Annotated in this window: 13 protein-coding genes; 8 read left to right on the top strand and 5 right to left on the bottom strand. The window is 61.1% G+C overall.

Going from position 1 to position 13243, the window contains the following annotated elements; translation table 11 throughout:
- The 4 genes from B7G66_RS18390 to trmB all read left to right on the top strand — a co-directional run.
- On the top strand, nt 1-243 hold a 243-nt coding region (locus B7G66_RS18390; protein WP_206778188.1), incomplete at its 5' end, for a hypothetical protein.
- A 164-nt stretch (nt 244-407) separates the two neighbouring features.
- A complete protein-coding gene (gene dapB / locus B7G66_RS08520) occupies nt 408-1208 on the top strand; it encodes a 4-hydroxy-tetrahydrodipicolinate reductase (RefSeq protein WP_003616846.1) in 801 nt (266 codons plus the stop codon).
- Between the two features lie 133 nt (nt 1209-1341).
- On the top strand, nt 1342-2529 hold the full coding sequence (metK, locus tag B7G66_RS08515) for a methionine adenosyltransferase (RefSeq protein ID WP_003616845.1): 1188 nt from the start codon (nt 1342-1344) through the stop codon (nt 2527-2529).
- A gap of 101 nt (nt 2530-2630) precedes the next feature.
- Nucleotides 2631-3335, top strand: a complete 705-nt coding sequence (trmB, locus tag B7G66_RS08510; RefSeq protein ID WP_040510317.1) for a tRNA (guanine(46)-N(7))-methyltransferase TrmB — start codon at nt 2631-2633, stop codon at nt 3333-3335.
- 173 nt (nt 3336-3508) lie between these two features.
- Here trmB and B7G66_RS08505 read toward each other — a convergent pair whose 3' ends face one another.
- Together B7G66_RS08505 and B7G66_RS08500 are read right to left on the bottom strand one after the other, a co-directional pair.
- On the bottom strand, nt 3509-4450 hold the full coding sequence (locus tag B7G66_RS08505) for an SDR family oxidoreductase (protein WP_003616840.1): 942 nt from the start codon (nt 4448-4450) through the stop codon (nt 3509-3511).
- Nucleotides 4447-5040 carry a DedA family protein gene (locus B7G66_RS08500; RefSeq protein WP_003616838.1) on the bottom strand — a complete coding sequence of 198 codons (594 nt, stop codon included), beginning with the start codon at nt 5038-5040 and terminating at the stop codon, nt 4447-4449. Before B7G66_RS08500 ends, B7G66_RS08505 begins: the two co-directional genes overlap by 4 nt.
- A 180-nt stretch (nt 5041-5220) precedes the next feature.
- Between B7G66_RS08500 and B7G66_RS08495 the strand changes: the two genes are divergently transcribed.
- On the top strand, nt 5221-7230 hold the full coding sequence (locus tag B7G66_RS08495) for a S9 family peptidase (RefSeq protein ID WP_003616834.1): 2010 nt from the start codon (nt 5221-5223) through the stop codon (nt 7228-7230).
- Between the two features lie 92 nt (nt 7231-7322).
- On the opposite strand, the gene B7G66_RS08490 is transcribed toward B7G66_RS08495, so the two are convergent.
- Genes B7G66_RS08490 through B7G66_RS08480 form a run of 3 tightly spaced genes read right to left on the bottom strand, consistent with a single transcriptional unit; the run spans nt 7323 to nt 11359 of the window.
- Nucleotides 7323-8804, bottom strand: coding sequence for a sugar porter family MFS transporter (locus B7G66_RS08490; protein WP_003616832.1), 1482 nt, complete (start codon nt 8802-8804; stop codon nt 7323-7325).
- A gap of 27 nt (nt 8805-8831) precedes the next feature.
- On the bottom strand, nt 8832-10295 hold the full coding sequence (locus B7G66_RS08485; RefSeq protein ID WP_003616831.1) for a protein adenylyltransferase SelO family protein: 1464 nt from the start codon (nt 10293-10295) through the stop codon (nt 8832-8834).
- A gap of 5 nt (nt 10296-10300) precedes the next feature.
- On the bottom strand, nt 10301-11359 hold the full coding sequence (locus B7G66_RS08480; RefSeq protein ID WP_003616828.1) for an enoyl-CoA hydratase/isomerase family protein: 1059 nt from the start codon (nt 11357-11359) through the stop codon (nt 10301-10303).
- Nucleotides 11360-11484: 125 nt separating this feature from the next.
- Between B7G66_RS08480 and B7G66_RS08475 the strand changes: the two genes are divergently transcribed.
- The 3 genes from B7G66_RS08475 to B7G66_RS08465 all read left to right on the top strand — a co-directional run bounded on the left by B7G66_RS08475 (nt 11485) and on the right by B7G66_RS08465 (nt 13096).
- Complete coding sequence (locus B7G66_RS08475) at nt 11485-11979, top strand: flavin reductase (protein WP_003616827.1); 495 nt, start codon at nt 11485-11487, stop codon at nt 11977-11979.
- Between the two features lie 257 nt (nt 11980-12236).
- Nucleotides 12237-12395: a hypothetical protein gene (locus B7G66_RS17820; RefSeq protein WP_003616824.1), complete on the top strand. Its 159-nt coding sequence runs from the start codon at nt 12237-12239 to the stop codon at nt 12393-12395.
- 185 nt (nt 12396-12580) lie between these two features.
- Entirely contained in the window at nt 12581-13096 is a 516-nt protein-coding gene (locus tag B7G66_RS08465; protein WP_003616823.1) for a transcriptional repressor, read from the top strand.
- Nucleotides 13097-13243 lie beyond the last annotated feature (147 nt).

Here is a 13243-nt window from a genome sequence, read left to right as displayed (position 1 = left end):
AGCTTCGAAAGACGCCGCCTTTTTCGATCGAAAGGCGGCACCCAAAAAATTTTCCTGTTTTTATCAATGACTTGTTTTCAAACACTCTCTTATGGAGGTTGTCTACACAGACAATCCAGCGAAAATCCTGAAAATACAAAAGGCCGTTTGAAATTTTTGTCCAGTAACCCACTGGAATGGAAAATATTTTTGGAACATTCTTTACAGGACATCATATTTTCAAAAGACCCGGAAAACGCCTGAATTTTCCCATTCCTTATCAATGGGGTATTTCCAATACACTTTCGAAAAAAGTTTTTGATGAAGATTTCTCCAGAAAGCTTCAAGGAAAGCTGCCTTTGTGAAAAAATCCGGCCCCCAGAAACTTTTGTTAGTTTTATCAGAATCACAGCGGGGCGGAGAGTTTCATGGACACGAAAACAGTGCGTATCGGCATTGCCGGGATCAATGGTCGGGTGGGCCGCCTGCTGCGTGAGGAAGTCGCGGCGGCTGGCGCCATTCTGGCGGGGGGGTCAACACGCAACGGCGTCATGGACCCTGCTGGCGGCGACACCATCGCCCCGCCCTGTCCTGTCTTTACCTCCATGGCGGACCTTGCACAGGTCTGCGATGTGGTAATCGACTTCACCAATGTCGCAACCGTGCGCGCACATGCCCAGGCCCTGACACAGGCCGGAACGGCATGGGTACTGGGCACGACCGGCCTGGGCGATGAAGATCAGGCGGCGGTCGAGCAGGCGGCCCGGCGCATTGCTGTGGTGCAGGCGGCGAACTTTTCCCCCGGGGTGACGTTGATGACCCGCCTGGCGCGCCAGATGGCCGCTGCCCTGCCGGGAGGCGAATATGATGCCGAAATACTGGAAATGCATCACAGGCAGAAAGTCGATGCCCCCTCAGGCACGGCGCTGGCGATTGGCAACGCCGTGGCGGACGGGCGCGGCATCGTGCTGAAGGACCATATCGAAACCGCCCGTGACGGACATACCGGCCCGCGTGCCGACGATGCCATCGGCTTCGCCGTCCTGCGCGGGGGACAGGTAGTGGGCGAACACAGCCTCATCTTTACGTCCGCCAATGAACAGCTTTCTCTGACCCACCGGTCCTTTAACCGCCGCATTTATGCCACTGGCGCGGTGCGCGCGGCACAGTGGAGCAGAACGCGGGAGGCTGGTCTGTATTCAATGGATAACGTACTGGGTCTGGAGTGAATTTCACGCACGCGATGGGGGTATTCCGCAAAAAAACTTGACGCTAACGGGAACTTCGGCCAAATCCGTGCACTGTTTAACGCCTGTGTTCGAGGCGTCCCATCGTCCTTTTACCAGACATTATGGAATTAACATGCGCAACAAAGGCGACTTTCTATTTACCTCGGAATCCGTATCGGAAGGACATCCTGACAAGGTTGCCGACCGGATCAGCGATACCGTTCTTGACGCGTTCCTGACGGCCGACGGTGAATCCCGCGTTGCGTGTGAAACCCTCGTCACGACCAACCGCATCGTCCTTGCCGGTGAAGTGCGTGGCCCTGCATCTGTCACGCCAGAGCAACTGATCGAAGGCGCGCGTGAAGCCGTGCGCGACATCGGGTATGACCAGCCGGGCTTTTCATGGAAAAACGCCGAGGTTGAATATTACCTGCATGCGCAATCCGCCGACATCGCCGTAGGCGTTGACAGCGCGGGCGAAAAGGACGAAGGCGCAGGCGATCAGGGGATCATGTTCGGCTTTGCCACGCGCGAAACCGAAAGCCTGATGCCGGCACCGCTGCATTACGCACATGGCATCCTTCATCGCATCCGTGACCTGCGCAAGGCGGGCGACCCGCGCGCCGCAGCCCTGCAGCCGGACGCCAAGAGCCAGGTCACCCTGCGTTATGTCGATGGCAAGCCGGTGGGCGCGACCTCGGTCGTGATCTCCACCCAGCATGTCGAAGGCGCAAGTCAGCAGGCCATCCGCGAAGACCTGCGCAGCGTGGTGAAGGATATCCTTCCCGAAGGCTGGATGTGCCCGGAAGAAGAATTCTACGTCAACCCGACCGGCGTTTTCGTGATTGGTGGTCCCGATGGGGATTGCGGCCTGACGGGACGCAAGATCATCGTTGACACCTATGGCGGGGCGGCCCCGCATGGCGGCGGCGCGTTCTCCGGCAAGGACCCGACGAAGGTTGACCGTTCCGCGGCCTATGCCTGCCGTTACCTGGCAAAGAACATCGTTGCGGCGGGCCTGGCCGATGCCTGCACGCTGCAGATCTCGTACGCCATCGGCGTGTCGCATCCGCTGTCGGTCTATGTTGACCTTGCAGAGACGGGCAAGGATGTGGATGAAGACAAGCTGGGCCGTGTCCTGCGCGAAGTGATGGACCTGTCGCCGCGCGGCATCCGCAAGCACCTGCGCCTGAACCGCCCGATCTATACCCAGACCTCCGCCTATGGCCATTTCGGCCGCACGCCCGACGCGGCGAAGGACGATTTCACGTGGGAGAAGACGGACCTCGTCGACACCCTGCGCAGCGCCTTCAACCGCTGAGTGCCTGACGGCGTAGCCGGTCCCGTTGATGGCGGGGCCAGTCACGCCATGACGCGATGCGGGCAATGCCCCATCGCATCCGACCAAGGATGACTTTTTTCATGACGGCTAGTGTGGATGTAAAGGCGTCACCCGATCGCCTGTACGGGCGCCAGCGTGGCCATCCCCTGCGTCCGCGCCAGCAGCGCCTGCTTGATCTGACGCTGCCCCGCATGCGCTTTCCCACAACCGCGATGGCCGACCCGGCCCACGCCTTTGGCCACACCCCACGTGAAATCTGGCTGGAGGTTGGTTTTGGCGGGGGCGAACACTCCCTTGCGCAGCACACGACCCATCCCGATGTGGGCTATATCGCGTGCGAGGTTTTTGACAACGGCCTGTGTTCGCTGCTGTCACGCCTTGTCCCCGACGATCACGAAGGTGATGCGCCGGTGCCCGATATGTTGCGCATATGGGACGAAGATGCGCGCATCCTGCTGCGTGAACTGCCCGATGCGTCGATCGCGCGCGCCTTCCTCATGTTTCCCGATCCATGGCCAAAAGCACGCCATGCCAAGCGACGCTTTGTCCATCCGGATACGGTGCGCATGATGGCGCGCATCCTTAAACCCGGCGCAATCTGGCGCGTGGCCAGCGACGATCCCACCTATCAGGCCTGGGTGGAGGAAGTGATGGGTGCGCAGACATTATTCCGCACAGCCCCGCCGGTACTCGAACGCCCCGAAGGCTGGCCGCCGACACGGTATGAGGCCAAGGCGCTGAAGGCCGGACGGCAGCCATTTTACTGGACCTTTATACGAAACTGACGGCTTCTTCTGTGCCCCCCGATACACCATCGCACGCATGAAACGTCCGGGCGCGGCCCAGACCCGAACCCGGCAGGGAACACGTTCCCTGCCCCCTGATTCATTTGAAAATCATGGTTTCCAAAGGTCTATGACCCTTGAGGGGGCTGGGGCAAAGCCCCCGTAAACACCCCTTATGACAATACGGTTCCGGTCAGCCGTTCCGATACCTGCCACAAACGCTGTGCCAGTTGCAGGTCACGCGCGGCGGGCGGCACGACCGCCTCCGTCACGTTGCCACGCCGTTCCCCCCAGCCATCGGGCCCATAATACCCACCATCACGCGCCTGTGGCGCAGTAGCCGCAAACAGGATCGGCAGCGCACCACGTTCGGCTGATTGTCCCATCAGGGTAAAGGCCACCCGTGTCGCACGCCGCAGCAGGCGTTCACGCAATCCCTGCGGGCTGGTGGAACGGCTGGTGGCGATATCGGTCATGGCCCAGCCGGGATGGGCGGCGATGGAATGGATCGGCCATCCATGCTGGCGTGCCTGCCGGTCGAGTTCGAGGGCAAGTATCAGGTCGGCAAGCTTGCTCTGCCGATAGGCGCCGAAAGGGGTATAGCTGTGACGGGCCTGAAGGTCATCGAACACCAACCTGCCCTCCAACGCGGCAAGGCTTGCGACCGTGACGACCCGCGCGCCATTCCGCCCCGCACAGAGCAAGGGGCGCAGCCGCGCCGTCAGGGCGAACGGACCGAGGAAGTTTGTCCCGAACTGCAGTTCGAACCCATCAACGGTTTCCTGCCGCCGGGGTGCCCCCATGATGCCTGCATTGTTGACGAGGATATCGACCGTCCCCGTGCGCCCTGACAGGTTCTGCGTGAAATCGGCGATGGAGTGCAGGGAGGCAAGGTCCAGCGTCATGAAATCAACCGTCCCATCCGGGCAGGCAACGCGCAACCGTTCCAGCGCGGCGGCCCCCTTGGCCGGGTTGCGCCCCGCAAGGATGACCTCCGCCCCGCGCGCAAGCAGCCCCTGTGCGGTGGCGTATCCCAACCCGCCAGTGGCCCCGGTGACAACCGCCACCTGCCCCTTCAGGCGCGGCGCCTGTGTGATATCCCACTGCACTGTCATGATGAGGCGTCCTGCTGTTCGGATTTCTGCATGTCTTTTTCCATGGCGGCTTCGGCTTCTTCGGTCAGGCGCTGTTCATTGCGACGCAGGAAGACAATGGAAGCCACAAGCCCGATGGCCCCCAGCACGCCAAAGGTGATACCCACGGGACCGGAGATCTGCATCACCTTATGTCCCAGGTAATAGGCCCCGAACGCATATCCCCCCGCCCATAACAGGCCGCCAAGCGCATTGAACACCAGGAAAAGATGCCACGGCATGTGGTTCGCCCCGGCAAGCAGGGCAATGAATACGCGCAATATGGCGACAAAGCGCCCAAACAGGACGATTGTTCCCCCATGCCGCTTGAACAGGAACCGCCCCAGTTTCAGCCGTTTTGGCGTCAGGCCCAGCTTGGCGCCATGACGTTCCAGCAGCGGAAAGCCGAAGATACGACCGATCAGGTATCCAAGGTTGTCGCCCATGATCGCCCCCAGCACGGCAGCAGTGGCGACCCAGCGGATCTCCATATGATGCGTGCTGGCGCAATAGATCGCGGCGGAAATCAGAAGCGTTTCCGCAGGCAGCGGCACGCCCATGCTTTCCAGCATGACGATAACGCCGATTACGCCATAGCCATAATGCTGAAAAAGCTGTTCAAAATGCTGAAGCAGTGGACTTTACCCGTCTTGTGGCAAGTGTGGTGCATGAGGGACAAGGAGGGGGAATATCGGCACCACCCCCAGATGCCAAGTTCTATCACGACGTTCTGACGATGGCAGGAATAAAACATGGCTCCTTGCATATCCAATCCGGGCATATCCAATTCGGGCACATCCAGTCCGGTGGACCGGACCTCCCTTCCCTATGGCACATGGCCATCCCCCATCAGCGCGGATCTCGTCGCCGGGGCAACGCTGGGCCTGTCGGACGTACGGGCCGATGGGGCGGACATCTATTGGATTGAGGGACGCCCGGCCGAGGCAGGCCGCCGCGTGCTGGTGCGCTGGCGTGCGGGCGTCACGCGCGACATGACGCCGCCGCCATTCGATGTCGGCACGCGCGTCCATGAATATGGGGGCGGGGCCTATACCGCCGCGGGGGGACGGGTCGTCTTCAGCAACCGGGCCGACGGTTCGGTATGGCTGATCGACGGTGATGCCGCGCCGCGTGCGCTTGGCGGAATGGATGGCCTGCGCTTTGCCGATTTCGCACTCAGCCCGGATGGATGTTTCGTCTTTTGCGTGCGCGAAGACCACAACACGAATGGGGAGGCCGCAGCCGCCATCGTTGCCTTCGACTGCGGCGCGGATGCAGACCCCACGGATAATGGCGGCACGGCGCTGGTGATGGGACCGGATTTCCTCGCCAGCCCCCGCCCGTCGCCTGACGGACGCTTTATGGCATGGGTGGAGTGGGACCATCCCAACATGCCATGGGACGCAACCCGCCTGCGCGCGGCCTCCCTGTTGCAGGAGGGAACAGACATGCCCCGCCTTGCCGCCCCCTGGACGCTGGCGGGTGATGACGGGACGGCACGATCCGTCATCGAACCCCGGTGGGAGGCGAACGGGAACCTGCTGGCATCATCGGACATCAGCGGATGGTGGAACCTCTACCGCTTCGATGTCGCAAATGCCTCCCCGGCGGTACCGGTGGTGCCCATGCAGGCGGAAATAGGTCTGCCGCAATGGATCTTTGGCCTGCGCAGTTACTGCCCGCTGCCGGATGGATCAATCCTTGCCCTTGCCATCCGCGATGGGGAAAACCGCATGCTGGTCCTGCGCGATGGCGCCGCCACACCGGTGGACCTGCATTTCCCCACACAATGCCCGGTCGCGCTGTCGGATGGGATGCTGGCGTGGCTGGATACACCACCAGACGATGCCGCATCGGTCATGCGCGGCGCACCGGGACAGGCCCCCACCGTCCTGCGCCGGGCGATCACACTGCCGATGGCGGCGGATGATATCGCCCATGCACAGGCCCTCCACTTCCCCCTGTCCGATGCGGCGGCGGGAACGGGACATGCTTTTTTCTATCCCCCCGCCAATGCACGATATTGCGGCGTGACAGGAACGCTGCCGCCGCTGGTGGTGATGGCGCATGGCGGGCCGACAGGACGGGCGAACCCGGCATTTTCGTTCAAGGTGCAATGGTGGACGTCACGTGGCTTTGCCGTGGTGGATGTCAATTATGGCGGGTCCACCGGGTTCGGTCGCCCCTATCGCGAACGGCTGGAACGCGAATGGGGCATCGTGGATATCGACGACTGCATCGCCGCATGCCAGCACCTGATGACACAGGGGCTGGTGGACCCGAAACGCATCGTCATCCGTGGCAGCAGTGCAGGTGGACTGACGGTGCTGGGCGCGCTGGCGCGTTCCGACCTGTTCGCCGCCGGCACCAGCCTGTATGGCGTGACCGACCTGCGCGCACTGGCGCAGGAGACACACAAATTCGAATCCCGCTACCTCGATTCCCTGATCGGCCCCTATCCGCAGGACGAGGACACCTATATCGCGCGTTCCCCCCTGACGCAGGCGGCGGATATCCATGTGCCGGTCCTGTTCCTGCACGGGCTGGATGACAAGGTGGTGCCGCCCGCACAGGCGGACGAGATGGCGCGGGCCCTGCGGCAACGCGGCATCACCTGCGCACAGTATGAATTCGAAGGGGAAGGGCACGGATTCCGCAAGGAGGCAACAGTGCGCCGCGCCCTTGAACTGGAACTCGATTTCTACCGCCATGTGCTCGGCCTGCCCACGGCGCAGGACGGCGAACACGTCGTCCTGCGGTAAATGAAAGCAAAGTTTCTGGTGAAGCTTTTTTCAAAAAGCGTCAAGGAACGCCGTCTTTTTGAAAAAAGGCGGCACCAGGGACTTTAACCCTTTCAGTCCTCTTCCGCGACGATGGCGGAGGATTCACGCGTGGGGCGGAAACGTCCCTCGCGCAATGCATCCTCGATATCCTCCAGCGAGGCGCCACGTGTTTCGGGCACGAAGAAATAGATGAACAGCACCGACGCCAGATTAACCCCGGCATAGAACCACATCGTCCCACCCAGCGTGATGGTGGACACCAGCGTCAGCGCCGTGCTGGTTACAAGCAGGTCACTGCCCCACAGCATGGCGGAATGCAGGCTGGTGGCATTACCACGCATCGACAGGGGGAACATCTCCGCACCGAGCAGCCAGCCGACGACCTGAATGCCGCCCGCGTTGAACACCATGAACAGCAGCATGAAGATGATGATCATCCAGCTTCCGATGCTGCCTTTGTCCGGGTGGATCAGGAACATGATGCCCAGCCCGATCAGGCTGAGGACCGAACCCGGCCCCATCACCAGCACAAGGCGACGGCGACCGATACGATCCACGATATTCGACCCCAGTACCGTCATGACCAGATAGACGATGGAGATGCCGATACTGGCCAGCAGGGCGGCCGAACTGCCAAACCCCGCATCCGACAGGAAGGTCGGCGCGTAATAGATCATCATCTCCAGCCCGCCAGCCTGCGTAAAGAACGCAACACCAAGCGCGGCAACCAGCGCGGGTCGCACCCATGACTGCATCAACCCACGCCAGCCACTCTCATGAGCGGCCGCATCGTCATTTGCAGTCACCTGGATACGCTTGATCTCCTTGCGGATCTCGCGCCGGGTGGTGCGGATGCGGCGCAACTGCTCGATGGCGGAATCAAGGCTTTCGTTCTCCGCCGCCCAACGCGGGCTCTTGGGCAGGAAGAACATGGAAACAAAGACAACCGCCGCCGGGATGGCCGCGATCGCCACCATCGGGCGCCATCCCCATGCATCACGCGCGGCAAAGCCGATGACATTGGCGGCAAAAATACCGACACCGATGGCGATGTTGAACATCGTGACCATGTGCCCGCGCTTTTTCGCCGGTGCCAGTTCAGAGATGTACATCGGCACGACCTGCGTCGAGCCCCCCACCGCCAGCCCAAGGAACACACGTGCGGCGATCAGGGCATAGACATCAGGTGCCCATGCACAGGCCAGCGCGCCAGTGACGAACACCGCGGTGACGATCATGACGGAGTTACGCCGTCCAAAGCGTTCAGACATCCACCCGGTGATGAACGACCCCATGACCGCCCCCGCCAGGATCGCGGAGGCCACCATTTCCTGATAAAAACTGCTGAGGTGAAAATCGCGCGTAATCAGCAGCAATGCGCCAGAGACGATACCGGTATCGTAGCCATAGAGGCCACCGCAGATGGCGGCCACGATGGCTGCGAGCCAGAGCGTCTTTTGTGCGTTGGGCGAGATTTCGAGGTCGGACAGATCGGGAATGGGTTCAGGCTGCGCCGAGGGGGCGGCCGGGGATTGTGGGGAATAATTCTGCATGCCTGTTCCTTATGGCTTGGTGTCTGTTTAATTCCCGGCGTCACGCAGGGTTCCATCCGTTTCGCACCGGACATGCCCCGCCGCGCCAAGGGCGGACTTCATTTCATCGACATGCGCCATGGTCGCATGGAACGCGGACCAGTCATCGTCGCTGGCGATGGGACGCCATATGTCCTCCACCGCATCAATCCACATCGTGCATGGATCGTCGCGCGTGAAATAGGGCAACGTAACATCGACACCCGCACGTGGCGGATGGTTTTCGATCTGGCTTCGCAACGTCTGAAAGGAAGGAGAGGCGTAGAAATACTTCCTCGGTCCAGACATGGCACGGTCGTGACTGATGGCACCACCATACCAGTCAAAGAACGGAAATTCAAACCCGATCGTGCTTTCTTCGAGAAAAGACCAAACGGATTCGCGCAATTCTGTGGACGTATTTCTTGATATTTCCTTTATACCAAGGCGTTGCAGGGTACAAATATCGAGGAATCTTTCGTATCTTTGCGGAAAATTTTCAAAAATACTTCTTATTTTCTCCATTTCCGAAAATGGCAGCAGGCATTCCGCCATCCGCGCCAGATTCCACATCATCGCCGTGGGCTGCCGGCCAAAGGCATACAGGCCGGAATGATCGAAATAGGCCGCCGTGAATGAGGGGTCGTAATGCGTGGCGAACCGCCACGGACCGTAATCAAAGCTTTCACCCGCGATATTGATGTTATCGGTATTAAGCACCCCATGGACAAACCCGGCCGTCATCCACTGCGCCGTCAGCAATGCAAGGCGCGTACACAGCGCCTCGAACAGGGCCGCCGCCGGATCTTGCGCGCCCGACAGGGCGGGATAGTACGTCGCCACCACATAATCGAGCAGACGGCGCAGCGATGGCGTATCCTGCATCGCGGCAAGGCGCTGGAACGTGCCGATACGAATATGCGAATGCCCCAGCCGCGCCAGCACGCATGAACGCGTGGGCGACGGCTCGTCCCCGCGGTGCAGCGCCTCCCCCGTCTCGATCACACTCAGGCTGCGCGAGGTGGTGACACCGATCGCGTCCAGCGTTTCGCTCGCCAGAATTTCACGCATGCCCCCCTTGAGCGTCAGGCGTCCATCCCCCCCACGGGACCATGGGGTTGTACCGCTGCCCTTCGTCCCGATATCAAGCAACCGCCCATCACACGCATCATATAACTGCGCGAACAAGAAACCGCGCCCATCGCCAAGGTCGGGGTTATAGGACTGGAACTGATGGCCGTGATAGCGCAGCGCCAGCGGCTGCGGCAGGCTGCCGGGCAGGGGGTCGAACCGACCGAAATGGGCAATCCACTCCGCCCCCGTCAGCGTGTCGAGGCCAATGCGCGCCGCCGCGTCCTGATTGCGAAACCGCAGGATATGGGCCGGAAAGTCAGCCGGTCGCACCGGATCGTAAAACGCATCCCCAAGGGTCATGTGCCGTGTGTCAGGACGATAGTCAGGGGAAAAGGGCATGGGCTTCAACCTTGGGAATGGGATCGGACAGGCAGGTCCAGCGAGAGGGGGGCAGGTGCGAAACAGGCGGCGACCTGACGCATATCCACCGCATCGCCATCACGGCAGGACCATTGCGGGGCATTGTCGCGGTCGATCAGGCGCGCCCGGACCCCTTCGGCAAAATCCGGGCGTTCGATCAACGCGCAGATAAGGCGGAACTCCTGCTCCAGCACCATATCAAGGTTTGGCAACGCCCGCGCCGCGAAAAATGCACGCCATGCCAGTTCTACCGCGAACGGGTCCGCCTGTGCCAGCGCGGCGCGATCGGCCTGCGCCCACGGCGCATCGCAGTTACGCAGGCGTTCGGCCACCACCCCCATGTCCGGTGCATCATACACGGCGTCAATCCCCGCAACGTCCCCCCACCCGCCATCGGCCACCGACACATGTGACGCAAGGTCCAGCACACGTCCCGCCGGATGACGCGCCAGGTCATCCACCAACTGCGCCAGATCGCACGAGGGTACCATCCGGTCGGCAAAGCCACATGCGATGGCCTGCGCCCCATCCATCCGCCCCCCCGTTACAGCCAGACGCAGGCCCGACAGGCCCGGCGCGCGCGACAGCAGGTACGACCCGCCCGCATCCGGGGTCAGGGCAATCGCGACCTCCGGCATGGCAAGGATGGAAGTTTCCGTCACAATCCGGTGGCGTACATGCCCGCCCAGCCCGATGCCTCCGCCCATCGCGATGCCGTCCATGAAGGAGACGACCGGTTTGGGATATCCCGCCAGCATGGAGACCAGACGGTAACTGGTGCGAAAAACCGCGCGCGCGGCCCCGGCCCCCTGGGCCCGCAACAGCGTGATGAGCGCACGCAGGTCCGCCCCGGCGCAGAAAGCGCGTGAAGACGTGCTGTCGATTACAATGGTGCGGACCTCGCGATCCTCCCGCCAGCGGGCAAGGCAGGCGGCAATCGCCTCGATCATGCCGATATCAAGCGCATTGAGCGCGCGCGGGCGGTCCAGCGTGATGCGCCCCAGATGCCCGTGACGTGAAATGCGCAGCGTTTCATGTGTCATCGCAACGGCGTCTCCCGAATTGTCGATCTTCTTCAAGCATGACAGAATAAGGAAACGGAACCCCCGTCAGGGGCATGTTTTAATCAACGCGCGATCATGTGACGTCAGGAAGAACAGGAAACAGTATGGGTATCGACGCCCGGACCTATCGGGATGCAATGGCGCGACTGGGCGCGGCGGTCAGCGTGGTGACGACCGGCACGCTGGAGGACCCGGCCGGTTTCACGGCATCGGCGGTATGTTCCGTCACCGACACCCCCCCGACCCTGCTGGTCTGTGTCAACCGTGCATCGCGCATCCGCCCGCGCTTTCGTGAAGGGGCGGCGATGTGCATCAACGTCCTGTCCGCAGCACAGCAGGAGATTTCCGGCGTGTTCGCCTCCGCACAGGAGCAGCATGAACGCTTCGCCTCCGGCCACTGGGCCACGCTGACGACCGGGGCCCCTGTTCTGGCGGAAGCCGTGACCTCCTTTGACTGCCGGATCGAGCGCATCGTGGAGGTCGGGACGCATAGCGTGATGTTCGGCGCGGTGGAAAGCCTGCGCACCGGGGACAGCCATGGTGGCCTGATCTATTTCAACCGCACCTATCACATGCTGCCTCCGTCCGACGAAGCCTGAAAGAGTTTTACCAACACCGCGTTACCGAAAAATGAAAATTCCAGATGTCGCCCGTTCTGGAACAGGGGCGACATCTGTTGATGCTTTGCGAAAAAAGATTCACGAAAAACATTCATGACTTTCAACAGGTTGTCGGGGGGACATGTTTCCATCCGCCATCCAGGACATGCCACCATGCCGTCCCGGACATGGGTTTTACGTGAAATTAATCCCTTTGCGACCGTATGGATCTTCCCGGACATGGCAGGATACGGCGGATGCGCATACCCAGACCACGCAACGACACGACACGGCAGGACGGGGACGACGGACCGGACGTTCCGGTCGTGTCGTGGCGCGTACTGATCGGGATACAGGTGGGGGTGACAGTATTCATCCTGATCATGGCGTGGTGGGACAGTTCACTGCCACGTTAAAAAACGCCACCCGACCATACCATCATCAGGAAGATGGGCATTCCCCGGTGTCATCCTTTGCCCAAGAGACACCCCGATACCTGTCAGATGTTCCCCCGCAGGCCATGCCCGCAGTGCCGGGGCTTCATCACCGCAGGATTGAGGCGTATATCCTTCCCACGGGATGACAGGAGCAAGCCGGACAGATGGGCAATGATGATCGTCGTGACGATGCGCGAACAGCAGGTGACGGCCCGACCTTTACCCCCGCGGTCGAACAGATGCTGGAACGCGCGCATGACATGTGCCGTCGCCATGGCGCACGCCTGACACAGCAGCGGCGTCAGGTGCTGGGGCTTGTCCTGAGTGCGGACCGACCGGTCGGGGCGTACGATCTGCTTGACCGCCTGCGCCGCGATACGAAGGGGGCCGCCCCGCCCACCGTCTATCGCGCGCTGGATTTCCTGCTTGAACACGGCCTGATTCACAAGATCGAACGCCTGTCAGCCTTCGTCGCCTGCCGCCATATGCTTCACAACGCACATGACTGTGAAAACCATCTCCACAGTGCGCAATTCCTGATCTGCACACGATGCGGGCATGTCACCGAACTTGAAGACAGCCAGATCGTCCATGCACTGGTAGCCGCGACACAGGCACGCAAATTCAGCATCCGTACCTCCACCATAGAGGCCGAGGGCATCTGCGCCGCCTGTGCCTGACAATATTTCCTGACAATATTTTCGGAACAGTATGCACAAAACAGGCCCGCCAGATCTTCAGGCATGGCGTTTTTTCAGGGGACAGCATCCTTTAAGAGATTGGTTGAAAACAACTCATTGATAAAAAATAAGAAAAGTTTTTGGGTG

Origin of the sequence: Novacetimonas hansenii JCM 7643 (genome assembly GCF_000964405.1) — a bacterium.
In the GTDB taxonomy this organism is placed as follows: domain Bacteria; phylum Pseudomonadota; class Alphaproteobacteria; order Acetobacterales; family Acetobacteraceae; genus Novacetimonas; species Novacetimonas hansenii.
The sequence above is the reverse complement of the archived record's forward strand: the minus strand, read 5'-3'. Positions and strand labels throughout refer to the sequence as shown.

Excerpts from the sequence above, each read along its gene's own strand:
- dapB (WP_003616846.1), top strand. The coding sequence starts at position 408 with ATGGACACGAAAACAGTGCGTATCGGCATTGCCGGGATCAATGGTCGG.
- metK (WP_003616845.1), top strand. The coding sequence starts at position 1,342 with ATGCGCAACAAAGGCGACTTTCTATTTACCTCGGAATCCGTATCGGAA.
- trmB (WP_040510317.1), top strand. The coding sequence starts at position 2,631 with ATGACGGCTAGTGTGGATGTAAAGGCGTCACCCGATCGCCTGTACGGG.
- B7G66_RS08505 (WP_003616840.1), bottom strand. The coding sequence starts at position 4,450 with ATGACAGTGCAGTGGGATATCACACAGGCGCCGCGCCTGAAGGGGCAG.
- B7G66_RS08500 (WP_003616838.1), bottom strand. The coding sequence starts at position 5,040 with ATGCTGGAAAGCATGGGCGTGCCGCTGCCTGCGGAAACGCTTCTGATT.
- B7G66_RS08495 (WP_003616834.1), top strand. The coding sequence starts at position 5,221 with ATGGCTCCTTGCATATCCAATCCGGGCATATCCAATTCGGGCACATCC.
- B7G66_RS08490 (WP_003616832.1), bottom strand. The coding sequence starts at position 8,804 with ATGCAGAATTATTCCCCACAATCCCCGGCCGCCCCCTCGGCGCAGCCT.
- B7G66_RS08485 (WP_003616831.1), bottom strand. The coding sequence starts at position 10,295 with ATGCCCTTTTCCCCTGACTATCGTCCTGACACACGGCACATGACCCTT.
- B7G66_RS08480 (WP_003616828.1), bottom strand. The coding sequence starts at position 11,359 with ATGACACATGAAACGCTGCGCATTTCACGTCACGGGCATCTGGGGCGC.
- B7G66_RS08475 (WP_003616827.1), top strand. The coding sequence starts at position 11,485 with ATGGGTATCGACGCCCGGACCTATCGGGATGCAATGGCGCGACTGGGC.
- B7G66_RS17820 (WP_003616824.1), top strand. The coding sequence starts at position 12,237 with ATGCGCATACCCAGACCACGCAACGACACGACACGGCAGGACGGGGAC.
- B7G66_RS08465 (WP_003616823.1), top strand. The coding sequence starts at position 12,581 with ATGGGCAATGATGATCGTCGTGACGATGCGCGAACAGCAGGTGACGGC.